At 72.1% G+C, this 24,599-nt stretch carries 23 protein-coding genes; 6 read left to right on the forward strand and 17 right to left on the reverse strand.

Features of this window, described 5'->3' with window-relative positions; genetic code table 11:
• Positions 1–20 precede the first annotated feature (20 nt).
• Positions 21–1,007 carry an LLM class flavin-dependent oxidoreductase gene (locus tag ACZ6I1_RS03595; RefSeq protein WP_469282661.1) on the forward strand — a complete coding sequence of 329 codons (987 nt, stop codon included), beginning with the start codon at positions 21–23 and terminating at the stop codon, positions 1,005–1,007.
• A gap of 41 nt (positions 1,008–1,048) precedes the next feature.
• On the opposite strand, the gene ACZ6I1_RS03600 is transcribed toward ACZ6I1_RS03595, so the two are convergent.
• The 4 genes from ACZ6I1_RS03600 to ACZ6I1_RS03615 all read right to left on the reverse strand — a co-directional run bounded on the left by ACZ6I1_RS03600 (position 1,049) and on the right by ACZ6I1_RS03615 (position 7,827).
• The gene (locus tag ACZ6I1_RS03600) at positions 1,049–2,479 is read right to left on the reverse strand and encodes a sugar porter family MFS transporter (RefSeq protein WP_469282663.1); all 1,431 of its coding nucleotides are present in this window, start codon (positions 2,477–2,479) and stop codon (positions 1,049–1,051) included.
• 230 nt (positions 2,480–2,709) lie between these two features.
• On the reverse strand, positions 2,710–6,759 hold the full coding sequence (locus ACZ6I1_RS03605; RefSeq protein WP_469282665.1) for an AAA family ATPase: 4,050 nt from the start codon (positions 6,757–6,759) through the stop codon (positions 2,710–2,712).
• 218 nt (positions 6,760–6,977) lie between these two features.
• Complete coding sequence (locus ACZ6I1_RS03610; RefSeq protein ID WP_469282668.1) at positions 6,978–7,196, reverse strand: hypothetical protein; 219 nt, start codon at positions 7,194–7,196, stop codon at positions 6,978–6,980.
• Positions 7,197–7,545: 349 nt separating this feature from the next.
• Positions 7,546–7,827: an acylphosphatase gene (locus ACZ6I1_RS03615; RefSeq protein WP_469282670.1), complete on the reverse strand. Its 282-nt coding sequence runs from the start codon at positions 7,825–7,827 to the stop codon at positions 7,546–7,548.
• Between the two features lie 137 nt (positions 7,828–7,964).
• Between ACZ6I1_RS03615 and ACZ6I1_RS03620 the strand changes: the two genes are divergently transcribed.
• Positions 7,965–8,864, forward strand: coding sequence for a CAP domain-containing protein (locus ACZ6I1_RS03620; RefSeq protein ID WP_469282672.1), 900 nt, complete (start codon positions 7,965–7,967; stop codon positions 8,862–8,864).
• A 28-nt stretch (positions 8,865–8,892) separates the two neighbouring features.
• Here ACZ6I1_RS03620 and ACZ6I1_RS03625 read toward each other — a convergent pair whose 3' ends face one another.
• Complete coding sequence (locus ACZ6I1_RS03625; protein ID WP_469282675.1) at positions 8,893–9,498, reverse strand: flavodoxin family protein; 606 nt, start codon at positions 9,496–9,498, stop codon at positions 8,893–8,895.
• A gap of 134 nt (positions 9,499–9,632) precedes the next feature.
• On the opposite strand from ACZ6I1_RS03625, the gene ACZ6I1_RS03630 reads away from it, so the two are divergent.
• On the forward strand, positions 9,633–10,040 hold the full coding sequence (locus tag ACZ6I1_RS03630; protein ID WP_469282678.1) for a winged helix-turn-helix transcriptional regulator: 408 nt from the start codon (positions 9,633–9,635) through the stop codon (positions 10,038–10,040).
• Here the strand turns inward: ACZ6I1_RS03630 and mutM are convergent.
• The 9 genes from mutM to ACZ6I1_RS03675 all read right to left on the reverse strand — a co-directional run bounded on the left by mutM (position 10,013) and on the right by ACZ6I1_RS03675 (position 19,971).
• Complete coding sequence (mutM, locus tag ACZ6I1_RS03635; RefSeq protein WP_469282681.1) at positions 10,013–10,906, reverse strand: bifunctional DNA-formamidopyrimidine glycosylase/DNA-(apurinic or apyrimidinic site) lyase; 894 nt, start codon at positions 10,904–10,906, stop codon at positions 10,013–10,015. The two genes, ACZ6I1_RS03630 and mutM, sit on opposite strands and share 28 nt — an antisense overlap.
• A 128-nt stretch (positions 10,907–11,034) precedes the next feature.
• Positions 11,035–11,883, reverse strand: a complete 849-nt coding sequence (gene rnc / locus ACZ6I1_RS03640; protein WP_469282682.1) for a ribonuclease III — start codon at positions 11,881–11,883, stop codon at positions 11,035–11,037.
• 19 nt (positions 11,884–11,902) lie between these two features.
• Positions 11,903–12,076 (reverse strand): 50S ribosomal protein L32, encoded by a 174-nt coding sequence (rpmF, locus tag ACZ6I1_RS03645; protein WP_003965982.1) that lies wholly within the window; start codon positions 12,074–12,076, stop codon positions 11,903–11,905.
• A gap of 2 nt (positions 12,077–12,078) precedes the next feature.
• Positions 12,079–12,789, reverse strand: a complete 711-nt coding sequence (locus tag ACZ6I1_RS03650) for a YceD family protein (protein WP_469282684.1) — start codon at positions 12,787–12,789, stop codon at positions 12,079–12,081.
• Between the two features lie 69 nt (positions 12,790–12,858).
• Positions 12,859–13,932 carry an ATP synthase subunit B family protein gene (locus ACZ6I1_RS03655; protein ID WP_469282686.1) on the reverse strand — a complete coding sequence of 358 codons (1,074 nt, stop codon included), beginning with the start codon at positions 13,930–13,932 and terminating at the stop codon, positions 12,859–12,861.
• 103 nt (positions 13,933–14,035) lie between these two features.
• On the reverse strand, positions 14,036–14,515 hold the full coding sequence (gene coaD / locus ACZ6I1_RS03660; RefSeq protein WP_469283212.1) for a pantetheine-phosphate adenylyltransferase: 480 nt from the start codon (positions 14,513–14,515) through the stop codon (positions 14,036–14,038).
• A gap of 14 nt (positions 14,516–14,529) precedes the next feature.
• A complete protein-coding gene (gene rsmD / locus ACZ6I1_RS03665) occupies positions 14,530–15,108 on the reverse strand; it encodes a 16S rRNA (guanine(966)-N(2))-methyltransferase RsmD (RefSeq protein ID WP_469282688.1) in 579 nt (192 codons plus the stop codon).
• Positions 15,109–15,151: 43 nt separating this feature from the next.
• Complete coding sequence (locus ACZ6I1_RS03670; protein ID WP_469282690.1) at positions 15,152–18,292, reverse strand: helicase-related protein; 3,141 nt, start codon at positions 18,290–18,292, stop codon at positions 15,152–15,154.
• A gap of 26 nt (positions 18,293–18,318) precedes the next feature.
• Positions 18,319–19,971 (reverse strand): DAK2 domain-containing protein, encoded by a 1,653-nt coding sequence (locus ACZ6I1_RS03675; RefSeq protein WP_469282692.1) that lies wholly within the window; start codon positions 19,969–19,971, stop codon positions 18,319–18,321.
• 239 nt (positions 19,972–20,210) lie between these two features.
• On the opposite strand from ACZ6I1_RS03675, the gene rpmB reads away from it, so the two are divergent.
• Positions 20,211–20,396: a 50S ribosomal protein L28 gene (rpmB, locus tag ACZ6I1_RS03680; protein WP_007266795.1), complete on the forward strand. Its 186-nt coding sequence runs from the start codon at positions 20,211–20,213 to the stop codon at positions 20,394–20,396.
• 115 nt (positions 20,397–20,511) lie between these two features.
• Here the strand turns inward: rpmB and thiD are convergent, their stop codons facing one another.
• Complete coding sequence (gene thiD, locus ACZ6I1_RS03685) at positions 20,512–21,312, reverse strand: bifunctional hydroxymethylpyrimidine kinase/phosphomethylpyrimidine kinase (RefSeq protein ID WP_469282694.1); 801 nt, start codon at positions 21,310–21,312, stop codon at positions 20,512–20,514.
• The gene (locus tag ACZ6I1_RS03690; RefSeq protein WP_469282695.1) at positions 21,309–22,292 is read right to left on the reverse strand and encodes a thiamine-phosphate kinase; all 984 of its coding nucleotides are present in this window, start codon (positions 22,290–22,292) and stop codon (positions 21,309–21,311) included. Before ACZ6I1_RS03690 ends, thiD begins: the two co-directional genes overlap by 4 nt.
• 245 nt (positions 22,293–22,537) lie before the next feature.
• Here ACZ6I1_RS03690 and ACZ6I1_RS03695 point away from each other — a divergent pair, with 245 nt between their 5' ends.
• Complete coding sequence (locus tag ACZ6I1_RS03695; RefSeq protein WP_030028650.1) at positions 22,538–22,771, forward strand: Lrp/AsnC family transcriptional regulator; 234 nt, start codon at positions 22,538–22,540, stop codon at positions 22,769–22,771.
• Between the two features lie 23 nt (positions 22,772–22,794).
• A complete protein-coding gene (locus ACZ6I1_RS03700; protein WP_469282698.1) occupies positions 22,795–23,304 on the forward strand; it encodes a DUF3515 family protein in 510 nt (169 codons plus the stop codon).
• A gap of 101 nt (positions 23,305–23,405) precedes the next feature.
• On the opposite strand, the gene ACZ6I1_RS03705 is transcribed toward ACZ6I1_RS03700, so the two are convergent.
• Positions 23,406–24,563 (reverse strand): D-alanine--D-alanine ligase family protein, encoded by a 1,158-nt coding sequence (locus ACZ6I1_RS03705; RefSeq protein WP_469282699.1) that lies wholly within the window; start codon positions 24,561–24,563, stop codon positions 23,406–23,408.
• Positions 24,564–24,599 lie beyond the last annotated feature (36 nt).

A 24,599-nucleotide genomic window follows, 5' to 3' on the forward strand; every position in this document is an offset into this window, starting at 1 on the left:
CGGCGAAGGGGGACTTCTCCATGCCCATCACCGTGGCCCGGTTCAATCTCGTCGACCCGAACGGCACCCCCGAGTCCCTCTCCGCCCGCTACCGGGCGGCGCTGGAGATGGCGAGGTACGCGGACGACCGCGGCATCGACACCGTCCAGACCGAGGAGCACCACGGCACCGGCAACAACTGGCTGCCCTCGCCCTTCGCCTTCGCGGGCGCCGTGTTCGGCGCCACCCGCCGGATCGCGGTCACCGTCTCGGCGATCATCGGCCCGCTGTACGACCCGCTCAAGGTGGCCGAGGACATCGCCGTCCTGGACCTGCTGAGCGGCGGGCGCCTGGTCACCGTGGCGGGCATCGGGTACCGGCCTGAGGAGTACGAGCAGCACGGCGTGGAGTGGGGGCGGCGCGGCCGGCTCCAGGACGAGCTGCTGGAGACCCTGCTGAAGGCGTGGACCGGCGAGCCCTTCGCGTTCCGGGGCCGCACCGTACGGGTCACCCCGCGGCCGTTCACCCGGCCGCACCCGATGCTGCTGGTCGGCGGGAGTTCACAGGCGGCGGCCCGGCGCGCGGCCCGGCTGGGGCTGCCGTTCTTCCCGAGCGCCCACCTGCCGGAGCTGGAGGCGTACTACCGGGAGCGGCTCGCGGAGTACGGCACGGAGGGCTTCTGCATGATGCCCGCCGCCGAGACCCCGCTGCTGCACATCGCGGAGGACCCCGACCGGGTCTGGGCCGAGCACGGCGCGTGCTTCCTGCACGAGGCGGGCACGTACGCGTCCTGGCAGTCCAAGGACATCCGCAGCGCCGTACGGTCGGCGGCGCGCTCGGTGGCCGAGCTGCGCGCGGAGGGCGTGTACCGCGTCCTCACCCCGGACGAGGCCGTCGCGTACGCCCGGGGCGCGGGCGAGGCGGGGAACCTGGTGCTGCACCCGCTGTGCGGCGGGATGCCCCTGGACGAGGGCTGGCGCAGCCTGCACCTGCTGTGCGAACAGGTACTGCCCCGGCTCAAGGACTGAGCCGGGGCAGTATCGAGGAGAAGGGGTGTTGGCGGGGGTGGTTACCCCATCTCCTCCAGCGCCTTGCCCTTGGTCTCCGGCACCCACGTGAGGATGAAGGGGATCGAGAGCACGGCGAAGGCCGTGTAGATCACGTACGCGCCGGACAGGTTCCAGTCCGAGAGGCTCGGGAACGAGACGGTGATGATCCAGTTGGCGACCCACTGGGCCGCGGCGGCGACACCGAGGGCCGCGGCCCGGATCCGGTTCGGGAACATCTCGCCGAGCAGCACCCAGACCACCACGCCCCAGGACAGGGCGAAGAAGAGCACGAAGGAGTGCGCGGCGATCAGCGCGACCGTGCCCTGGGTGTCGGGCATGTGGATGGCGTCGCCCGTGCCCTCCTTGTACGAGAACGCCCACGCGGCGAGGCCGAGGGAGACGGCCATGCCCGCCGAGCCGATGAGGGCGAGCGGCTTGCGGCCGATCCGGTCGACGAAGATCATCGCGATCACCGTGCCGACGATGTTGATGATCGACGTGGTGAAGGAGTACAGGAACGAGCTGGTCGGGTCGATGCCGACGGACTGCCACAGCGAGGAGCTGTAGTAGAAGATCACGTTGATGCCGACGAGCTGCTGGAAGACGGAGAGGCCGATGCCGATCCAGACGATGGGCAGCAGGCCGAAGCGGCCGCCGAGCAGGTCCCGGAAGGTGGACTTGTGCTCGGAGCGCATGGCCAGGTCGATCTCGGCGACGCGCGCCTCCAGGTCGACGGCCGAACCCTCGACCTCGCGCAGCACCTGCTTGGCCTGCTCGGTGCGGCCCACGGAGATCAGGAAGCGCGGGGACTCCGGGATCACGAAGGACATCAGCCCGTAGAGGACGGCCGGCACGACCATGACGCCGAGCATCCACTGCCAGGCCTCCAGGCCGGCGAGCTCGCCGCGCTGGTCCCCGTCGGCGAGGTTCAGGATGCCCCAGTTGACGAGCTGGGAGATGGCGATGCCGATGACGATGGCGGCCTGCTGGAAGGAGGCCAGGCGGCCGCGGTAGGCGGCCGGGGACACCTCGGCGATGTAGGCGGGGCCGATGACGGAGGCCATGCCGATGCCGAAGCCGCCGATCACGCGCCACATGGCCAGGTCCCACAGGGCGAAGGGCAGGGCCGAGCCGATGGCGCTCACCGTGAAGAGCGCGGCGGCGATCTGCATGCAGCGGATCCGGCCGATCCGGTCGGCGATGCGGCCCGCGGTGGCGGCGCCGATCGCACAGCCGATCAGCGCGGCGGCGATCACCTGGGCGAGGGCCTCGGAGCCCACCTCGAACCGGTCGCGGATCGCGACGACGGCGCCGTTGATGACCGAGCTGTCGTAGCCGAAGAGGAAGCCGCCCATGGCCGCGGCGGCGGTGATGAAGATGACGTGCCCGAGATGGTCGGGCTGCGCCGCCCGGCCACTGCCTGACGCGGGTGCGTTCGCTGTGCTGGTCAAGGTGCGCTCCTGGGCCCGGCGCCGACGGCGGGCGGTGTGGGGGTGTGCGTCTGTGCACGTGTTCCTCCAGTGGCGCACAGCACAGTGCTCACCACCACCTGAACGTCGGACACGGCACAGAGAGCTTATGACTTCACTTCCTGAAGTCAATACCTCGGCAAAGATGCGTCAAGGTGGCATGGACGTCGGCTCGCGGTCAGTCCAGTGTTCACTTTATGAAGTGAAGCGGGTCAGCGGAGTCGCTGACTGATCACCTTCGAGACGCCGTCGCCCTGCATCGAGACGCCGTAGAGGGCGTCGGCCACCTCCATCGTCCGCTTCTGGTGCGTGATGACGATCAGCTGGGAGCTCTCCTGGAGCTCCTCCATGATGCGGATCAGCCGCTGCAGGTTGGTGTCGTCGAGCGCGGCCTCGACCTCGTCCATCACGTAGAACGGGCTGGGCCGCGCCTTGAAGATGGACACCAGGAGGGCCACGGCGGTCAGCGAGCGCTCGCCGCCCGACAGCAGCGACAGCCGCTTGACCTTCTTGCCCGGCGGGCGGGCCTCGACGTCGACGCCGGTGGTCAGCATGTTGTCGGGGTCGGTGAGGATCAGCCGGCCCTCGCCGCCGGGGAACAGCCGCGAGAAGACCCCCTCGAACTCGCGGGCCGTGTCCCGGTACGCCTCGGTGAAGACCTGCTCGACGCGCTCGTCGACCTCCTTCACCACCTGGAGGAGGTCGGCGCGGGTCTTGCGCAGGTCCTCCAGCTGCTCGCTGAGGAACTGGTGGCGCTCCTCCAGCGCCGCGAACTCCTCCAGCGCGAGCGGGTTGACCTTGCCGAGCTGCTGGTAGGCGCGCTCGGCCGCCTTGAGCCGCTTCTCCTGCTGGGCGCGGACGAAGGCACCGGGACGGTTGCGGGGGTGTTCCGGATCCTCGGGCAGCTCCTCGCCCTCGGCGGGCGGGGACGGCGGAACGAGCTGGTCGGGCCCGTACTCGGCGACGAGGCCGGCCGCCTCCATGCCGAACTCCTCCAGCGCCTTGGCCTCCACCGCTTCGATGCGCAGCCGCTTCTCGGCGCCGAGCACCTCCCCGCGGTGCACCGAGTCGGTGAGCTTGTCGAGTTCGCCCTTCAGGTCCCGGCCGCTGTTCCTGGCCTCGGCCAGTTCCCGCTCGCGCAGGCCCTTGGCGTGCTCGGCTCCGGCGCGCTCCTCGCCGGCCCGGGCCAGCGAGACCTCCACGTGGGCGAGCAGCTGGCGGGCGCCGTCGGCGACCGCCCGGGCGACCTGCGCCTCGTGGCGCAGCCGGGCCCGGCGGCGCTCGGCGCGGGTACGGGCCTCCCGCTCGGCGCGGGCCGCCCGGTCGAGCGAATCCGCCCGTCCGGCCAGCCCCTTGACCCGCTCCTCGTGGGTCCGCAGCTGCAGCCGGGCCTCCATCTCGGTCTGCCGGGCGTTGGCGCCGTCGGCGGCGAGCCGGTCCCGCCGGGAGGTGTCCGGCTCCTCCTCCGCGGGCATCTCCTCGGCCGTCGCCAGCTGCTCGGCGCACTCCTCCACGTCCAGCAGGGCCTGTTCCAGGGCGTCCTGGGCCTTGGCGGCGGCGGTGGCGCTGCGCTCGGCCTCGCCGGCCGCGCCCTTCGCCTGCCCGGCGAGGCGGCCGAGCTGCTGCGCGACCCCGGCCCGGGCCCGCTCCCCGGCCCGGCGGCGCTCGGAGAGCTCCTCGACCAGGGCCGCCGCGTCCTGCCGCCGTGCCCGGGCGGACGCCTGGGCCGCGGTGAGCTCCCGGCACCGGTCGTCCAGGCGGGCCAGCTCCTGCGCCGCCTCGTCGACGGCCGCCTGCACCTCGATCAGGCTGGGCGCCGCGGCGGAGCCGCCGTGGGCGAGGTGCGCGCCGAGGACGTCGCCCTCGACGGTGACCGCCACCGCGTCGGGCCGCTGGGCGACGAGGGCCTCGGCCTCGTCGAGCGTCCCGACGACGAAGTGGTCCCGGAGCACCCAGGCCACGGCCCGCCACGCCGCCGCATCGCCCTGGACCAGCCCGGCAGCGGGAGCGGCGGCTTCGGTGCCGGGGCTCCGCCCCAGACCCCGCGCCTCACACGCCGGCGGGGCTGGATCGTGCCCGGCGGAACCGAACCTGCCGGGCGGGCCATCCTGCCGCGCCGACCGGACGGCATCCGCCACATCCAGACCCGCCGGCGTGTGAGGCGCGGGTCCGGGCAGAGCCCGGTTGGGGGAAGGGGCGGGGTGGGGGGAATCGCCCCCGTCCAAGGCCGGGCCGACAAGCCCGGAGCCCGCTGGCGCGGCCATGCCGGGCCCCCGCACCTGACCCGGCAGCCCGTCGGCCGCCGGACCGGCCGAAGCCGGGGCCCGGCCCGAGACAGCCGGTGCAGCCGGCGCCTGGGCCGGGAGGGCGGGCGTTGTCGAGGCCTGGCCCGGGAGGGCGGGCGTTGCCGGGGCCTGGCCCGGGAGGGCGGGCGCTGTCGAGGCCTGGCCCGGGAGGGCGGGCGTTGCCGGGGCCTGGCCCGGGAGAGGCGGCGGTGTCGGGGCCTGCGCCAGGAGGGGCGGCGGTGTCGGGGCCTGGTTCAGGGAGTCGGGCGGGGCGATCAGGAGCGTGGCCCGGCCGGCATCCGCCTCGCGGAGGTGGCGGATCGCCATGGCCGCGGAGGCCGCGGAGGACACCGCCAGGGCGTCCGCCGCCGAGCCGAGCGCGGCGGCCACGGCGACCTCGTACCCCGGGGTCACCGACAGCCGCTCCGCCGCCGGGCCCAGCAGCCCGGCCAGTTGCTCCCGCGCCGCGAGCAGCGCCCCGGTGCCGTCCTTGCGCCGCAGGCCGAGCGCCAGAGCGTCGCGCCGGGCGGACACCGCGGCGCGCGAGCGCTCCGCCTCCGTCACCGCCTCGCGGGCCGCCGACAGCTCGGCCTCCGCCTCGGTGAGCCCGGCCCGCGCGGCCTCGTACTCCTCCTCCACCGAAGCGTCGTCGAGGCCGCCGACCTCCTGCGCCAGCGCCTCGTACTCCTCCTGCGCGGCCACCGCCCGCGCCTCGGCCTCGTCGCGCGCCGCGACGAGCCGGTCGATCTCGGCCTGCGCGGCCCCGGCCCGCGAGCGGGCGGCGCCGAGCCGGCCCGTCAGCCGGGCCAGGGCCTCGCGCCGGTCGGCGATGGCCCGCGCCGCGTCCCGCAGCCGCCGCTCCTCCTCGGCCAGTTCCCGCTCCAGCTCCGCCCGGTGCGCCGCCGTGTCCTCCAGCGCGTGGGAGGCCGCCTCCAGGGCCGCCGTCAGCTCCGCCTCCTGCTCGCGGATCCGCGCGGCCTCCTTCTCCATGTCCTCGGGGTCGCGCCCGCGCCGCTCCTCCTCCACCGGGGCCGTGGCGCTCTTGACCCGCGCGTCCGCGAGCGAGGCCGTACCCCGGACCCGCTCGGCGAGCTGCGAGAGCTCGTACCAGGTCTGCTGCGCCCGCTGGAGCCGCGGCGCGAGCTCCCGTACGGCCTCCTCCAGCTCCGCCTCGCGCCGCAGCGCCTGCGCGAGACGGGCCTCGGCGGCTTCCTTGCGCTCCTTCAGCGCCGCCTCGTCCGCGATCTCCGCGTCGAGCGCGCGCCGCAGGGTGACCAGGTCGTCGGCGAGCAGCCGCAGCCGCGCGTCGCGCAGGTCCGCCTGGATGACGGCCGCCCGCCGGGCCACCGCCGCCTGCCGGCCGAGGGGTTTGAGCTGGCGCCGCAGCTCGTCGTTGAGGTCCTGCACCCGCGCGAGGTTGGCCTGCATCGCGTCCAGCTTGCGCAGCGCCTTCTCCTTGCGCTTGCGGTGCTTCAGTACGCCGGCCGCCTCCTCGATGAAGGCGCGGCGGCCCATGGGATCGGCGTGCAGGACGGAGTCCAGCTGGCCCTGGCCGACGATGACGTGCATCTCGCGGCCGATGCCCGAGTCGGAGAGGAGCTCCTGGATGTCGAGCAGGCGGCAGGTGTCCCCGTTGATCTGGTACTCGCTGCTGCCGCCGCGGAACATGATCCGGGTGATGGTGACTTCGGCGTAGTCGATGGGCAGCGCGCCGTCGGAGTTGTCGATCGTCAGCGAGACCTCGGCGCGGCCGAGCGGCGGACGTCCGGTGGTCCCGGCGAAGATGACGTCTTCCATCTTCCCGCCGCGCAGGGATTTGGCCCCTTGTTCGCCCATGACCCAGGACAGCGCGTCCACGACGTTGGACTTGCCGGAGCCGTTCGGACCCACGACACAGGTGATGCCGGGTTCGAAGCGCAGAGTGGTCGCGGAAGCAAAGGATTTGAAGCCGCGCAGGGTCAGGGACTTGAGGTGCACGCCGCCGGACTCTACCTTTCGCGTTCGGTTTCACCCATGAAGGTGCAGGGCGCGACCGGCGTCAAAAGGGTTTCGGCCCCCCCACCTGGTCCACGCCGCGGAGGGTTCGGCGCCCGAGGACACCCAAAGAAAGAAGGGACGCCGGAGCGTCCCTTGCAGATCATGCGGGGCCCTTGCAGATCATGCGGGCTGGTGTCGAGCGACGATGTGAGCGCGGATCAGGTGAGCGCAGGCTCCGCCTTGGGTACGTCGATCTCAATGCTGTCGAGCAGCGAATCTCCGTCGTGCTGAGCGGCGGCCGCGTTCAGTGCGTCGTTTTCGGACTGAATCCGTACGAGCTCGGACTCGAGGTCCTGGACGCGCTGCTGAAGCCGTCGCATCTCGGCGAGGAGTCGCGGGTCGGAACCGCCGACGTAACCGAGAAGCGCCTTTGCCATGATGGATGGTCCTCCACACTGAGTGACCGACCGAAGCGGTGTGGGTCGTGAGGGAATCGCACCCGCGGATGTCCGACAGCGACTGTCAGTCACTGCGCTTACTACTGCCAACACTGCCAAACAGCTCAGGTGCGCGGGGCTTCCAGCGTCTCACCAAAAAGTTTGACGGTCAACACGATCACGCCCCGTATCGGCGGGCGGCCCGGGCCCCGCAAGGGGCGTGGAGATCATCCTCGTCTCCGAGCCTTCCACGGATTGAGCGCGACGGCAACGCGTCGACGGAGAATGCGCAGATCCGACCGTGTGCGGACGAACTCAGCGTGTGATCAGTACATGATCAGCCGAACGGTCAGCGCATCGCGAACCCGTCGTAGCCACCGCGCGGTGTGCCCCAGATCTCTGTCACCCCGTCCACCCGGCCGGGCGTGTCGGCCGAGCGGAGCCAGTCGAGCAGCCGGTGGCAATTCTCACGTTGACCTTCTGCCACCACCTGCACTCGCCCGTCGTCGAGATTGAGCGCGAAGCCGACGATCCCGCCGATCGCCAGGGCGTTCTCCCTGGTGAACCAGCGGAAGCCCACTCCCTGCACACGGCCGCGCACCCAGGCGATCAAGCGGACATCTTCATTCATGCGTGAACGCTAACCGGGCAAAGACTTTCGGGGCACATCGCCCCCTGTACGCCATGGCGTACAGTCGCGCACCAATGAACTCACCCGTTTGGGTGAGAAAAGGACGATCTTGATCTGGTAAGGAAGGCACGACGCCGATGGGACGCCACGGACTCCACGCCGCACCGCGCCGCGGCGGCAAGCGCGGCGCCGCCCTGCGCACCGGCCTGCTGGGCGTTTCGGTGGCCGTGGCGCTCGGTACCGCCGCCGTGACCACCGGCATGGTCCCGGTCGGGGACTCCTTCCCCTATGTCGGGACCGCCGATTCGGATTCCGCCGACCGTGCGGCAACCGGCTCGAAGGTCTCGCCGCGCCCCGTCGGCAGCGCCGTGGAGCAGCAGGGCGGCCTCGCGAACCTGTCCGGACGCACCGCCACCGGCTCCCCCTCCGCCAGCGCCCCGGCATCCCCTTCCCCATCCGCCTCGCCGAGCCCGTCCGCATCGGCCTCCGCGTCGCCCTCGCCGACGGCCTCGGCACCGGCCTCGGCACCGGCCTCGGCACCGGCCTCTCCGAGCGCCGCGCCGTCCGCCGCGCCGTCCGCGAAGGCCCCGGCGAAGCCGGCTCCCCTGCCCCCGAAGCCCTCCACCCAGGCGCCGACGACCCGGCCGCCGCTCGACGGCCACTCCGCCGAGGAGGCCGCCGTGGTCACCCTCGTGAACCAGGAGCGCGCCCAGGCCGGGTGCGGCCCGGTCCGGGCGAACCCGCCGCTCGCGACGCTCGCGGGCGCGTTCAGCAAGGACATGGCCACCCGCGGCTTCTTCGGCCACACCGACCCCGACGGCGACAGCCCGTGGGACCGCGCCACCCAGGCCGGGATCGCGGGCCTGGGCGGCGAGAACATAGCCCGCGGCCAGGGCGACGCCCAGGCCGTGATGAAGGCCTGGATGGACAGCCCGGGCCACAAGGCGAACATCCTCAACTGCGAGTTCCGCACCCTGGGCGTCGGCGCCCACTTCGCCGCCGGCGGCCCCTGGTGGACCCAGGACTTCGGCTTCTAGTGCGGTAGCCGCACGAGCCCCGCGGCCGTCAGAGCGCGGCCAGGGCCGCCCGGCCCGCGAGGACGACCCGGGTGTGCTCGGCGACGCGCCGGCCCAGGTGCTCGGCGGTCGCGACGTCGGCCTTGTGCACCGCGTCCGGACCCTCGTCGGAGTTGGTCTGGGCGGCGGCGCCGGCGAAGAAGCCGAGGCGGTTGAGGTCGTTCTCCGAGGCGGTGCTGGAGTTCCAGCCCGGCTTCAGCCCCAGGTTGACCCAGCTCATTCCGTGCTGCGCGGCCAGGACCTGGAAGAACTGCAGGGTGTGCAGCTTGTCGCCGCTCTTGGAGGCCGAGTTCGTGAAACCGGCCGCGACCTTGTCCTGCCACGCGTCGCCGAACCAGCGCTTGGAGGTGGCCTCCGCGAAGACGTGGAAGGCGCCGGACGCGGTGCCCATGTAGGTCGGCGAGCCGAAGACGATCGCGTCGGAGGCGTCGAGCAGCGCCCACTGCGCGTCGTCGATCTCGTCGACCTTGATCAGGTGGACGGTCGCGCCCGCCTCGGCGGCGCCGTTGCGGACGGCGTCCGCGACGACGGCGGTGTGGCCGTAGCCGGAGTGGTAGGCGATCGAGACGACGGGGGTGTGCGGGGTACCGGACAAGGGATCTCTCCTCGGGAATCCCGTCGCCGCACGGGGGCGGCGCGACGGGGAAGACTGCGACGAGGGAAAGAAAACCACTAACTTTTGGAAAGCGCAACCCATCAGTTAGCGCTGCCTGGAGGTACGCTCTTCTCATGGACACAGCAGCCGCCCGGACCGAAGCAGCCGATTCCGAACTCCCGTTCGATGCCTTCGCGCGCGCGTGCCCGTCGCGGGAAACCCTGGAGCACGTGACCGGCCGCTGGGGCAGCCTCACCGTGGGCGCACTGCGCGAGGGCCCGTGCCGCTTCAACGAGCTGCGCCGCCGCGTGGACGGCGTCAGCGAGAAGATGCTCTCGCAGACCCTGCACGCGCTGGAGCGCGACGGCATCGTCAACCGCGAGGCGCAGCCGACCAACCCGCCCCGCGTCGACTACGAGCTGACCCCGCTCGGCGTCGAGGTGGCGGACCGCCTGCTCTCCCTCATCCACTTCCTGGAAGCGAGCATGCCGGAGGTCCTCACGGCCCGGCAGGCCTACGACGGAACGCGCGGAGCCCGCTGACAGCGCGGGCAGAAGTAGCTCGACCTGTTCATCCACGGCCGCCGCCGCATCGGAGTGCCGCAGCGCCGGCAGGGCTCGTCCTCGCGCCCGTAGGCGTCGAGCGACCGGTCGAAGTAGCCGGATTCGCCGTTCACGTTGACGTAGAGGCTGTCGAAGCTGGTGCCGCCGACCGCGAGGGCCGCGTTCATGACGTCCCGGACGTGCCCCAGCAGTTCCGTGCTCCGGGGGCGCGTGAGGGTGGCCGTCGGGCGCTCGTAGTGCAGTCTGGCGCGCCACAGCGCCTCGTCCGCATAGATGTTGCCGACCCCGCTGATCAGCGACTGGTCCAGCAGCGCCCGTTTGACGGTGGTCCGCCGGCCGCGCAGGGCCAGGTGGTAGGCGCCCTCGTCGAACAGCGGGTCCAGGGGGTCGCGCGCGATGTGCGCGATGACGTCCGGCAGCCCGTCGGCGCTGTCGGCGGCGACCTCGTGCAGGGAGAGCCCGCCGAAGGTCCGCTGGTCCACGAAGCGCAGCTCGGTTCGCGCGGCGCCCGCGGCGGAGCCGCCCTCGGAATCGGTGAACCGCACCCGGATCCGCAGGTGCTTCTCGTCGGGGGCGTCCTCGGGCTGCACGAGCAGCTGCCCGCTCATGCCCAGGTGCCCCAGGACGGACAGGTCCCGCCCCGCCAGGGGCAGCCACAGGTACTTCCCGCGCCGCTGCGGCACCCCGATGGTCTGCCCGCGCAGGCGCGCCGCGAAGTCCGCCGCGCCGCCGGTATGGCGCCGTACGGCCCGCGGGTGCAGGACCTCTACGGCCTCGACGGTCCGCCCGGCCACCCAGCGCTCGAGGCCCCGCCGCACGACTTCGACCTCGGGCAGCTCGGGCACGGTGTTCCTCCGGAGGATCGGATCGGGCGCTCTCCACGAGCGTACCGAGCTGCCTGGCAGGGCCGGAAAACGGGTCCGCCCCGCCGCCTGCTGCGCAGGTGACGGGGCGGGGAAGCCCGAAGGAAGAGTCAGGCGTCAGGCGTCGCGTCGGCGGGCTTCGGCGCCCCGCCGTCCGCGGCTCCGGCCGGAGCCGGGACCTCCGCCGGGGCGGCCGCGGCGGCAGCGGCTTCCGCCGCGATCCGCTCGTCCGCCGCGGTACGGATACCGCGCCAGGCGGACTCCGCCGCCTGCTGTTCCGCTTCCTTCTTGCTGCGGCCGGTGCCGGTGCCGTACGAGACACCACCGACGCGGGCAGCAGCAGTGAAGGTCTTCTCGTGGTCCGGTCCGGTCTCGGTGACCAGGTATTCCGGTACGCCAAGACCTTCGGCCGCCGTGAGCTCCTGGAGACTGGTCTTCCAGTCCAGGCCGGCTCCGAGGTTCGAGGACTTCTCGATGAGCGGGTCGAAGAGCCGGTGAACCAGCTCCGAGGCCGCGTCGAGGCCCTGGTCCAGGTAGACCGCGCCGATCACCGCTTCAAGGGTGTCGGCGAGGATGGAGGCCTTGTCCCGGCCGCCCGTGCCCTCTTCGCCCCGGCCGAGCCGGATGAAGGAGCCGAGTTCGAGGCCACGCCCGACCTCCGCCAGTGCACGCGAGTTGACCACCGCGGCCCGAAGCTTGGCCAGCTGGCCTTCGGGGAGGTCCGGGTGGGTCGTGTACAGCGTGTCCGTGACCACCAGGCCGAGCACGGAGTCCCCGAGGAACTCCAGCCGCTCGTTGGTGGGCAGACCGCCGTTCTCGTACGCGTACGAGCGGTGGGTCAGTGCACGCACCAGAAGGGCGGACTCGAGTCGATACCCGAGCCGCCCTTCCAGAAGCGTGTGGGACGAGGCCGCGTTGCTACTGTCTGCCTGCTTCTCAGCGTTGGACAGCTCAGACATTGCGCCTCTCACCAGCCGCTCAGACCTCGAGGACCTGGCGCTTGTTGTAGGTGCCGCAGCTCGGGCACGCAATGTGCTGGAGCTTCGGCTCCTGGCAACGCTCGCACGAAACCAGGGTGGGGACCGCAGCCTTCCACTGCGACCGGCGGTGGCGCGTGTTGCTGCGCGACATCTTCCGCTTCGGAACAGCCACGGCTACTTCTCCTGCTTCTCGGCGGCGCCCTGAACTCCGTCAGAGGCAGTGCCGCTCATGTTGTCCTTCTCGCCGTCCTGATCGGTCACGACGAGTCCTTGCAATGCCGCCCAACGGATGTCGACGGCGTCATGGTGGTGGTCCGGGTCGTCGTTCAGGCTGAGCCCGCAATCGGGGCACAGTCCGAGACAGTCCTCCCGGCACACCGGCTGCATGGGCAGTGCGAGCACCACCACATCACGCAGCACGGGTTCGAGGTCGAACAAGCCGTCCTCGAGGAAGAGCATGTCCTCGTCGTCCTCGGCGTCGTCGGCCGGCTCCGCCTTGGAGCGGCTCCGGTCGTCGGCGTCAGGGTACGAGAACATCTCCTGGAAGTCCGCCTTGAGCTCGCGCTCGACGGACTCCAGACACCTTACGCACTCCCCGGTCGCCGATGCACGGACGGTGCCTGTGACGAGCACCCCTTCCATGACCGACTCCAGGCGGAGGCTGAGCTTCAGCGGGGCGCCCTCCGGCACTCCGATGACCCCGGCGAGACCGAGGTCCGCCGGTGCCGCGATCTCACGGGACAGCCGCTGCATGGCACCAGGACGCCGACCCAGCTCGTGCGTGTCGAACACGAGCGGGTTGCGGTGGTCGAGGCGGGTATTCAGGGCCGTTCCTGCTTTCACAGATCGCTGAAGATCAATTTTCCGCCCGCAGATGGGCAGCATGGATCGCGGTGCATACGCGCGACCGAACAGCCAGGATACCCGGCACCGCGCCCTGCGCCCAATCCTGAGCTAGCGGCCCTGTTCGTACTGGCGCAGCTGATCCAGGTTGATCATGCTCGTGTCGAAGAAACTGGTCTCGTCGAGCGAGGGCTGCTGCTGCGCCTGGGGCTCCTGGTACGCCGCGTAGGGGTCCGGCTGCGCGTCGTAGTGCGCGGCGTAAGCCGCTCCGGCGGAGCCGCCGCTCGCCGCGGAGTAGGGGTCAGGCTGCTGCTGGTAGCCCGCGTACGGGTCCTGATGGCCCTGGTAGGCGTAGCCGTCCTGCTGCTGGTGCCGGGGCTGCTGGTGCTGGTCCTGATAGGCGTACGTGTCGTACACGGGCTCGGGCTGGGCCGGGATCGGCGCGTGCGCCGGCTGGGGCTCGGCCAGGCCCGCGAGGAAATCGGCGTCGCTCGCCGACCGGGACTGCTGCACGCCCGCCGCGTCCTGGGCCGCCACGTGCGCGCCGAGGTCGTCCGTGGGCACCCGGCCCAGGAGCTTCTGCCGGCCGCGCCCGACGGCCTCCAGGGTCTTGGAGAGCACCGCCTCGAAGGTCGCCAGCTTGGTGTCCACGTAGGCGTCCGCCTGCCGGCGCTGCGTCTCGGGATCGTGGCTGCGCTCGGGCGCCTCCGCGTCCGGATATCCGTTCTCGTCCAGACCCGCGCCGCGGCCCAGCAGCTTCTCCCGGCCCCGGTCCACCGACCCGATGGTCTTGGTGAGCACGACCTCGAAGTTGGCGAGCTTGCTGTCGACGTAGTCGTCGGCCTCGGCCCGGATCTCCTCCGCCTCGCGGCGGGCCTCCTCCAGGATCCGGTCCGCCTCGGCCTGGGAGCGCCGCGCGATCTCGGTGTCGGAGATCAGCGATCCGCGCTGGCTGTGGGCGGAGTCGATGATCCGCTCCGCCTCCCGGCGGGCCTCCTCGACCATCTGCTCCCGGCCGCCGATCAGCTCCTGCGCCTGCGCCAGCGAGCCGGGGAGCGCCTGGCGGACCTCTTCGAGCTGGGCGAGCAGCTCGGCCCGGTTGATCACGCAGGAGGCCGACATGGGCATGGACCGGGCGCCGCCGACGGCCGCGACGATCTCGTCGAGCTTCTTCTGCACGTCCATGGGGGCTCGCACTCTCTCGGCCTCGGGCGGTTCCCGAGTCGGACGCCACGACTGTAAGGCCAGCGGGCGGCGCGCCGACACCGACTGACGGCCCGTCAGGTGTTCAGCGGTCGCGCAGGCGCTCCATCAGCGCGGAGTGCACGTGCGCCGGCAGCAGGTGGGCGACGTCGCCGCCCCACGCCGCGACCTCCTTGACCAGGGAGGAGGACAGGAAGCTGTAGGTGGGGATGGTCGGGACGAACAGCGTCTCGACGCCCGACAGGCCCATGTTCATCTGGGCCATCTGGAGCTCGTAGTCGAAGTCGCTGACCGCGCGCAGGCCCTTGACGATGGCGGGGATGTCCCGCTGCTTGCAGAAGTCGACGAGCAGCCCGTGGAAGGACTCGACCTGGATGTTCCCGTAGTCGGCCGTCGCCTCGCGGATCAGCTCGATCCGCTCCTCGACGGTGAACAGGCTCTGCTTCGACTTGTTGATCATCACCGCGACATGCACGACGTCGTACAGCCGGGAGGCGCGTCCGATGATGTCGAGGTGTCCGTTGTGGATGGGATCGAAGGATCCCGGGCAGACGGCGCGGCGCAACTGAACTCCCTCGTTCATGAGTCTTCGCTGGTGAAGGCGGCGCGACCGTACCAAAGAGTGCCCTCGCCGTACTTCCGGGACCGGAGCGGCCGGAAGCCCTCGGGCCACGGGAAGGTACCGCTCCTGGTGCTGCGTTCCACGGTGACGAGCGCATCGTCCGTGAGCCAGCCATTGGACCGGAGTGTGAGCAGGATCTCCCGAAGATCGTCGTGGCCGACGGCGTACGGGGGGTCCAGGAAGACGACGTCGTACGGTTCCCCGCCCGGCCGCGCCGCGATGACCTGCTCGGCCTTGCCCGACCGGAATTCGGCGCCGGGCAGGCCCACCGCCTTGATGTTGTCCCGGATGGACTTGGCGGCCTTGGGGTCGTTCTCGACCAGCAGGGCGTGGTCCGCGCCGCGGGAGAGGGCCTCCAGGCCGACGGCTCCGGATCCGGCGTAGAGGTCGAGCACCCGGGCCGCCACGATGCCGTGCAGCGACTCCCACGTGGAGAACAGGCCTTCGCGCATCCGGTCGGAGGTCGGCCGGGTGCCGGTGCCCGGGGGCACGGCCAGCCGTCGCCCGCCGGCGCTGCCGGCGATCACGCGGGTCATCGATAGGTCCTTCGGTCTTCGGGAACAGCGAGTCCCCCTATTGTCAGCCCTTCTCCAGGTACTGCTCCCGCTCGGTGTCCAGCAAGGCGGCCAGCGCCGTCCGCAGCCCCGGCAGGTGCTCCAGCCCCGGGTCCTGCGCGACCACGCGGGTGGCCTCCTCCCGCGCCTGCGCGATGACCTCCTCGTCCTCGATGACGGCGAGCATCCGCAGCGAGGAGCGCACTCCCGACTGGGCCTGTCCGAGCACATCGCCCTCGCGGCGCTGCTCCAGGTCGATGCGGGACAGCTCGAAGCCGTCGAGGGTGGCGGCGACGGCGGCCAGCCGGGCCCGGGCGGGGCTCGCCTCGTGCATCTCGCTGACCAGCAGGCACAGGCCGGGGGCCGAGCCGCGGCCGACGCGCCCGCGCAGCTGGTGGAGCTGGGAGACGCCGAACCGGTCCGCGTCCATGATCACCATGACGGTGGAGTTCGGCACGTTCACCCCGACCTCGATGACGGTGGTGGCGACCAGCACCTTGACCTCGCCCGCGGCGAAGCGGCGCATCACGTCGTCCTTGTCGGCCGGGTCCATCCGCCCGTGGAGCACCTCGACGCTCAGTCCGGCCAGCGGGCCGCGGGCGAGCTGCTCGGCGACGTCCAGGACGGCGAGCGGCGGCCGCTTCTCGGCCTCGTCCTCCGGGGAGGCCTTGGCGGCCTTCTTCTTCGGCTCCTCCTCGTCGCCGATGCGGGGGCAGACCACGTACGCCTGGTGGCCCTTCTCCACCTCCTCGCGGACCCGCTCCCAGGCCCGCGTGAGGAAGTGCGGCTTGTCCTTGGCGGGCACCACGTGGGTGGCGATCGGCGAGCGCCCGGCGGGCAGCTGGTCGAGGACGGAGGTCTCCAGGTCGCCGAAGACGGTCATGGCGACGGTGCGCGGGATGGGGGTCGCCGTCATCACCAGCAGGTGCGGGGGCTGCTTCCCCTTCGACCGGAGCGCGTCGCGCTGCTCCACGCCGAAGCGGTGCTGTTCGTCGACGACGACCAGGCCGAGGTCGTGGAACTGCACCTTGTCCTCGATGAGCGCGTGCGTGCCGATCACGATCCCGGCCTCGCCGGTGACCAGGTCGAGCAGGGCCTGGCGGCGGGCGGGCATCCCCATGGACCCGGTGAGCAGCACCACTTTGGTGCCCTGGTCGGATCCGCCGAGCATGCCCCCCTCGGCGAGCTCGCCCATCATCTCGGTGATGGACCGGTGGTGCTGCTGGGCGAGGACTTCGGTGGGCGCGAGCATCGCGGCCTGCCCGCCGCAGTCCACGACCGCGAGCATGGCGCGCAGCGCCACCATCGTGTTGTGCGTGACGGTGAAGTTGTCGGTCACATAGGCGTGGCTCGGATGTTCGACGCTGATGCACTGGACCGGCTTGACGCCGACGTACTCCACAGCCCGGATGGCACGCCGGAAGGTGTTGTACTCCGGCCTCGGCCGCATGCGTGCCGCCTTGCGCAACAGCCGGAACGGCTCGAACTCCTCAGGCAAGGCAACAGAAACGTTGAAGGCCGCCTTCTCGGGCAGCACACGAGCGCGTCCGCCGAGGGAACGCACAAGCCAGGCCACGTCCTGCGCCAACCGGAGGGAGGCGGAGCAGAATGACATGCTCATTCCGTCCGCGTGAAGCGTTCCGTCTGTGTCCATGAGCCCCTGAAGGACCGCCAAGCGGTCCTTGACCGGCGCGTTCTTGTAGACGTCCGGGACGAACTTGTCCTGTGAGGTCGCACCCCACAGGCCCAGGTCGCGAACCGCCTGAATGACGGGACAGTCCGGGGCCACCTCAGCCTCGACCGCGGCCAGGATCTCCTCGTCCGCGGTGGACAGCGCCAGGTGGTGCCGGAACGAGCCGTCACCGAGGAGAACGCCCATCAGGTACGGATCAAGTGGCGGGTGGTCACCGTTCCCGAGGTCCACGGGGACGGCTACCGGCAGGTACCACTTGGAAGATCCATTGGCCTTGTGCAGGTCCGCCCGGATCTCCCTCGTGGTCATGACCTCGGGCTCCTGGCCCCGGTGCCACCCACCGCTGGTGCCGACGATCCACAGGTGTTCGTCGTCGCATTCGACCGCGCTCCCGTCCGAGAGCACCACCCGCCACACCTCGCGTTCTCCCTGAGGGAAAACGCCCCCCACGATGGCGATCTCACCCGTCGGCACCACCACCTCGTCCCCCACCTCGATATCGCCCATGGCCCGGAAGCCCGCCGGTGTCAGCACCAGCGAGTCGAGAGGCTGGGCCTTGCCCGATCCGACCTCTCCCTGGAGGAGCCGGTGCATGGGGTGTTCGGTGGCGAGGTCGTCGAAGATCTCCTTGGAGACCGTCTGCTGGCCCTGGGTGAGGGTGAAGGGCAGCTTGGCGTCGAAGGCGTCGAGCAGTCCGCCGGCGGCGGGGCGGCGGGGCACGGCCGGGAGCTGGGAGTCGGCGTGGCGGCGGCGGGCCAGGGCGACCTGCAGGACGAAGGCCTCGTCCCACTTCAGGCGCTGGCGGGCGTCCTCGATGTCGGCCTTGGCGGCGGGCCGGTGGATCTTCAGCAGGGCGTCGGTGAGCGGGATCAGCCCGCGGCCCTCGCGCAGCGCGGGCGGCAGCGGGTCCACAGCCTCCCGGGCGCCGGGCAGTACGGCGTCCACGCACTTGGCGATCTTCCAGGACTCCAGCTTCGCGCAGGCCGGGTAGATCGGGATGAGCTGGTTGGCGAAGGCGGTGGCCGCGTCCCGGTCGGAGGCGTCCGCGCCGAGGGGCTCGTAGGCGGGGTGCGCCAGCTGCAGCTTGTGGTTGAACATCGAGACCTTGCCCGCGAACATCGCGCGGGTGCCGGGCAGCAGGTCCTTGTGCGGCTTGTGGACGCCCGCGCCGAAGAAGACCAGCTGGAGCCGGCCGTTCCCGTCGGTGATGGTCACCTCGAGGCGTTTGCCGCGGCCCCCGTTGAAGGTCAGGATCCGGGCGTCGGCGACCTGCGCGACGACGGTCACGTGCTCGTCGATCTGGTCGGCGAGCTCGGCCAGCGAGGTCAGCTCGCCGCGCTCGGCGTACCGCCGCGGGTAGTGGTGGAGCAGGTCCAGGGCCGTGTGCAGGCCGAGCTGCTCGGCCAGCACCTTGGCGGTGGCGGGGCCGAGCGTCTTCTTGAGGTCTTCGTCGAGCGCGGGCACGTGTTCCATTGCACACCATGCCGCTGACAACCCGGCTATTCCACCCCGATGAGCAGCGGCGCCGAGTACCGCCCGCCGCGGTAGGTGACCGTGTCCACGGCCAGGTGCCCGTGCTGGACGTACGCCTCCAGGTGCTCGGCGAGGGTGTCCGGCACCTCCGGTCCCAGCACGAGGGTGACGAGTTCGCCGCCGGAGCCCAGCATCCGCTCCAGGACGGCCTCGGCGGTCTCGGGCAGGCTCGTGCCGATGACGGCGACGTCTCCGTCGATGAGGCCGAGCACGTCGCCGGCCTGGCAGATGCCGGCCGAGGTGAAGGACTGCCGTTCGGCGACGGCGAGTTCCCCGTACCGGGTGGCGCCGGCCGCCGAGGTCATGGCGACCACGTCCTCGTCGAAGCTGCCCTCCGGGTCGTGCACGGCGAGGGCGGCCAGGCCCTGGACCGCCGACCGGGTAGGGATCACCGCCACCCGCACGCCGTCGGCGCGGGCCCGTTCGGCCGCCGCGGCCGCGGTCGCGCGCAGCTCGGCGCCGCCCGGCAGCAGGACCACCTCGCGGGCGTGCGCCCGGCGGATGGCGTCGACCAGGTCGGCGACGGCCGGGACCTCCCCGGGGGGCACGAGCACGGTGGTGGCGCCGGCCTCCCCGCACAGCCCCGCCAGCCCCTCGCCGGGGACGACGGCGACCACGGCCCGCTGGGCGCGCTCGCCCCGGGCCCGGCGCTGCTCGTCGCCGAAGTGCGTGATGCGTATCCGGTACGGCCGGCCGGCGACGACCCCGGCCTCCACGGCCGCGCCCGGGTCGTCGACGTGGACGTGGACGTTCCACAGCCCCTCGCCGCCGACCACGACCAGGGAGTCGCCGAGCCCGTCGAGCCGTGCGCGCAGCTCCCCGACGGCCTCTTCGGTGGCCTCGAGCAGATAGACCACCTCGTACGCGGGACCGTCGTCCTCCTGCGCGCAGGGCTCGGGGGTCCGCGGTACGGCCACGGCCCGGCCGCGCACCGGCTCGGAGGCCGGTTCCCGGCCGGAGAGCGCCTGCCACAGGGCGCCCAGTACGGCGACCAGCCCGCAGCCCCCGGCGTCGACCACTCCGGCCCGGCCCAGCACGGCCAGCTGCTCCGGGGTCTCGGCCAGGGCGGCGCGGGCCCCGTCGTAGGCGGCGCGGGCCACGTCGGCGGGGGTCGCGGCCGCGCTCCCGGCGGCCTCTGCGGCGCGGGCGGCCGCCGCGGCGACGGTGAGCATGGTTCCCTCGACGGGGTGCGCGACGGCCCCGTACGCCTCCTCGGCGGCCCGGGTGAGCGCCCGGGCCAGCAGCCGGCCGGGCTCCCGCCCGCCGGGCTCCTCGCCCAGTACGTCGGCCACTCCGCGCAGCAGCTGGGCGAGGATGGTCCCGGAGTTCCCCCGGGCCCCGACGAGCGCCCCGTACGCGTAGGCCCGTACGGCCCGGGCCAGGGAGGTGTCCGCCGTGCCCCCGGTCATCTGCCCGAAGGCCTCGGTCAGCGCCAGGTCGGCCGACTCCGCGGTGAGGTAGAGGTTGGTGCCGGTGTCCGCGTCGGCCACCGGATAGACGTTGATCGCGTCGATGTCCTCACGGGCCCGGCCCAGTGCGGCCAGGGCCAGCGAGCTCCAGGTGCGCACCGCTCCGGCGTCGAGCTCGTCGGCGGGCTGCTGCTGCGGCTCGTGCGGCACCGGGCGTTCCTCCTTGTGCGGGCCAGGGTTCACCGCAGGGTAACCAAGGACCGCGCGGGCGTCCGGACCACGGGGCGGGGGCAGCGGCGGCCATGGTAGTTTTCTTGGACGGGCGCAGTCGTTGTATGCTGCTCCGGTTGCCCGGCGAGAGTCGGGCCATTCCCCGGCAAACCACTTCAGACCTCTGAATCCGGTGCGCCGGTTTCACTGTAATTGCATCTGAAGTCTTGGAGTGACCTGTGGCTGCCAACTGCGACGTTTGCGCCAAGGGGCCGAGCTTCGGCAACAACATCTCCCACTCGCACCGCCGCACCTCGCGTCGCTGGAACCCGAACATCCAGCGCGTCCGTGCCGTGGTCAATGGGACGCCGAAGCGCCTCAACGCCTGCACCTCGTGCATCAAGGCCGGCAAGGTCTCGCGCTGACGCCTCCCGTCGTAGCGCAGCCCTTTCCGGTTGCTCTAAAGGCCGGTTCACCTCTGGTGAACCGGCCTTTTGCCTTCTCTGCCTTCTCTGCCGTCTCTGACTGCTCCGGCGGGGGTCAGCGCCACTGCCAGGCGTGATCCACCGGGCCGATGCCGCCACCGAGCGGGAAACCGGCGGCGATGGCGCCCGTGACGTACTCCTTGGCGGCCGTGACCGCCTCCGGGACGGCCAGGCCCTTGGCCAGGCCCGCCGCGATGGCGCTGGCGAGGGTGCAGCCCGTGCCGTGGGTGTGCCGGTTGTCGTGCCGGGGGGCCCGCAGCCACCGCTCCTCGGTCCCGTCGCTGAGCAGGTCCACGGCCCGGTCCCCGTGCGCCGCCAGGTGCCCGCCCTTGATCAGCGCCCACCGCGGCCCGTACCCGAGGATCGCGTCGGCGGCCCGGCGCATGTCGTCCTCGCTCTCCACCAGTACGCCCGTGAGCTGTGCCACCTCGTCCAGGTTGGGCGTGGCCACGGTGGCCCGCGGGAGCAGCTCCGTGCGCACGGCGTCCAGCGCCGAGGCGGCGAGGAGCGCGTCCCCGTGCTTGGAGACCCCCACGGGGTCCACGACGGCCGGCGCGGGGGTGTCGGCCAGCAGGGCGGCCACCGTCTCCACGAGGACGGCGGAGGAGAGCATCCCGGTCTTCACGGCCTGTACGCCGATGTCGTCCACGACGGCCCGGTACTGGGCCGTGACGGCCTCGGCGGGCAGTTCCCAGGCTCCCCGCACCCCGAGGGAGTTCTGCGCGGTCACCGCGGTCACCACGCTCATGCCGTGGACGCCGAGCGCCAGCATGGTCTTGAGGTCGGCCTGGATGCCCGCGCCGCCGCCGGAGTCGGATCCGGCGACGGTCAGGCACAGCGGCGGGGCGGTGCTCACAGTCCGCCGTCCTCGGCGGCCGGGCCGGCCCCGAAGTGGTCCCAGCCGCCGGTGCTGGTCCACGGTGCGCCGTCCACGGTGACCTGGGGCAGCGCGGAGCGGTTCAGCACCTCGCCGATGACCTTCCAGCGGGCCGGGAGCTTCACGTCGGGCGGGAAGGTGGCCACGATGGCGTGGTCCTCTCCCCCGGTGAGGACCCACTGCAGCGGGTCCACGCCGACGGCCTGGCCGATGTCGTGCATCTGGGTCGGGATGTCGACGGCCCCCGAGCGCAGGTCGATCCGTACCTTGCTGGCCTCGGCGATGTGCCCGAGGTCGGCGATCAGGCCGTCGCTGACGTCGGTCATGGCGGTGGCGCCGAGCCCGGCGGCCGCGGGGCCCGCGTGGTACGGCGGCTCGGGGCGCCGGTGCGCCTCGACGAAGGCCCGCGGGGAGCGGAAGCCGCGCGAGAGGACCGCGAACCCGGCGGCGGACCAGCCGAGCCAGCCGGTGACGGCCACGACGTCGCCGGGCTGGGCGCCCGAGCGCAGCACGGGCTCGTGGTTGCGCAGGTCGCCGAGGGCGGTGATGGCCACGGTGATGGTGTCGCCGCGTACGACGTCCCCGCCGACCACGGCCGCGCCCGCGACCTGGCACTCGTCGCGGATGCCGTCCATCAGCTCGGTGGGCCAGGTGACCGGGAGTTCGGCCGGGACGACGAGGCCGAGGAGCAGCGCGGTCGGCACCGCGCCCATCGCGGCGATGTCGGCGAGGTTCTGCGCGGCGGCCTTGCGGCCGACGTCGTAGGCGGTGGACCAGTCGCGCCGGAAGTGCCTGCCCTCCAGCAGGATGTCGGTGCTCGCCACGACCCGCCGATCGGGTGCCGACACCACCGCGGCGTCGTCGCCCGGTCCGAGGCGGACCGCCGGGGTGGTGGTGAGCCGTGAGGTGAGCTCACGAATGAGCCCGAACTCCCCCAGTTCGCCCACAGTGCCCTTCATCGCTGTGCCCCTTCTTGCCCAGTCCGCTTGCGGTCGCGAGCCGTCACAGCTCTGGGTACCGTCAACAGATACGTCAACTTCAGCTCTCCGTGCGCCCCGCTGTGCGTGGCGCCGGGCTCGCGGGTCTCCCCGCGGCGCACGGCGACGCGGTACCGTGGCGTCCCTTCTTCCCCCGGCCCTTTCGATCGTGTGGGGCCCACCCGAAGGTTAGGGGAAATGATCCTCGTGGCCGCCCTGGAGGTTCCGTGGTACAGGCGTACATCCTTATCCAGACCGAGGTGGGCAAGGCGTCGTTCGTCGCCGAGTCCATCGGCCAGATCCCGGGGGTGATCCAGGCCGAGGACGTGACGGGTCCGTACGACGTGATCGTGCGCGCCCAGGCCGACACCGTGGACGAGCTCGGCCGCATGGTCGTGGCCAAGGTCCAGCAGGTGGAGGGGATCACCCGCACCCTGACCTGCCCGGTGGTCCATCTGTAGCCCCCGTCTACTCTTGGCCGGTGATGTCCCTCCACCGCCGGCCCCTCCGTGTCCGTGCCGTGTCCGCCCTGTCCGCCGTGCCCGCCGCGCTGGCCCTCACGGGCCTCGCGGCGTGCTCCCCCGGCTCCTCCGAGGCCCGGGTGGACCCGCCGCCCACGCCGCCGGCCAAGGTCGCGGGGCTCTGTGCAGCGCTGCACGAGGAGCTCCCGGAGACGGTGGCCGGCCTGGCGCGGACCAGGACCGAGCCGCAGTCCGCGCTGACCGCCGCGTGGGGCGGCTCGGCGATCGTACTGCGGTGCGGTATCCCCAAACCCCGCGCGATGGCCGATCCGAAGCAGGAGGGCGTCCACGTGAACGGGGTGGCCTGGCTGCTGGAGAAGCTCGACAACGGGGATTTCCGGTTCACCACCGGACTGCGGGAGGCTTACACGGAGGTGGTGGTCGACAGGGAGCATGCCACGGACGCGGGGATGCTCGTCGGACTGTCCACGGCCGTGGCCGGCACCGTGCCCGAGGGCATCTCGTCGTACTGAGGCCCGGGGCCCGGCCTGGCCCGCCCCTCACACCGACCGCCCGCCGGCCGGCCCCGAAAGGGCTGGCCGGCGGGCGGTCGGCGGTACGGAGCGCGGTGCGGCTAGCGCAGCCCGGTGGAGCGGCGCAGGGCGGCCTGGATCAGCAGGTCGACGAGCTCCTGGTACTCGATGCCCGACTCCTGCCACATCCGCGGGTACATGGAGATCGGCGTGAAGCCCGGCATCGTGTTGATCTCGTTGATGACGAACTCGCCGTCCTCGGTGAGGAAGAAGTCGGCGCGCACCAGCCCCTCGCAGGACGCGGCCTCGAAGGCCTCGATCGCGAGCCGCTGCACCTCGGCGGTCTGCTCCGGGGTGAGCGGGGCGGGCACGATCCCGGAGGCGGAGTCGATGTACTTCGCGTCGAAGTCGTAGAAGTCGTGGCTGGAGACGGGCGGGATCTCGGCGGGCGCGCTCGCGCGCGGGCCGTCCTCGAACTCCAGCACGCCGCACTCGATCTCGCGGCCGCGCAGCAGCGCCTCCACGATGATCTTCGGGTCGTGGCGCTGGGCCTCGCGGACCGCGGCGTCCAGGCCGGAGGCGTCGTCGACCTTGGTGATGCCGATCGAGGAGCCGGCCCGTGCGGGCTTGATGAACAGCGGCCAGCCGTGCTCGGCGGCGAAGTCCAGGATGCGGCCGCGGGCGGCGTCGTGGTCGGCGGCCCACTCGCGGGGGCGGATGGTCAGGTACGGGCCGACGCGCAGCCCGAAGGAGGTGAACACCCGCTTCATGTAGTCCTTGTCCTGGCCGACGGCCGAGGCGAGGACGCCCGAGCCGACGTACGGGACCCCGGACAGCTCCAGGAGGCCCTGGAGGGTGCCGTCCTCGCCGTACGGGCCGTGCAGGACGGGGAAGACGACGTCGACCTCGCCCAGGGCCTTGGGGACGGCGCCGGGCTCCGTGTAGACGACCTCGCGGCTGGCGGGGTCGACCGAGAGGACGACGGCGCCGTCCTCGGAGTCGGCGAGGTCCGCGACGCTCGGGAGCCGGCGGTCGGCGATGGCCATCCGCGACGGCTCGTCGGCGGTCAGGGCCCACCGGCCGTCCGTGGTGATGCCGATCGGCAGCACCTCGTACTTGGAGCGGTCGATGGAGCGCAGCACCGCGCCCGCCGTGACGACCGAGATGGCGTGTTCCGAGCTGCGGCCGCCGAACACGACGGCCACGCGGGGCTTGCGGCCCTGCTGCTCAGGGGTCTGGGGGAGGTTCTCGCTGCTCATATCGCCACGAGGGTACCCGCTCGGACGTCCGGAAAG

Source organism: Streptomyces sp. NPDC046303 (assembly GCF_055588085.1).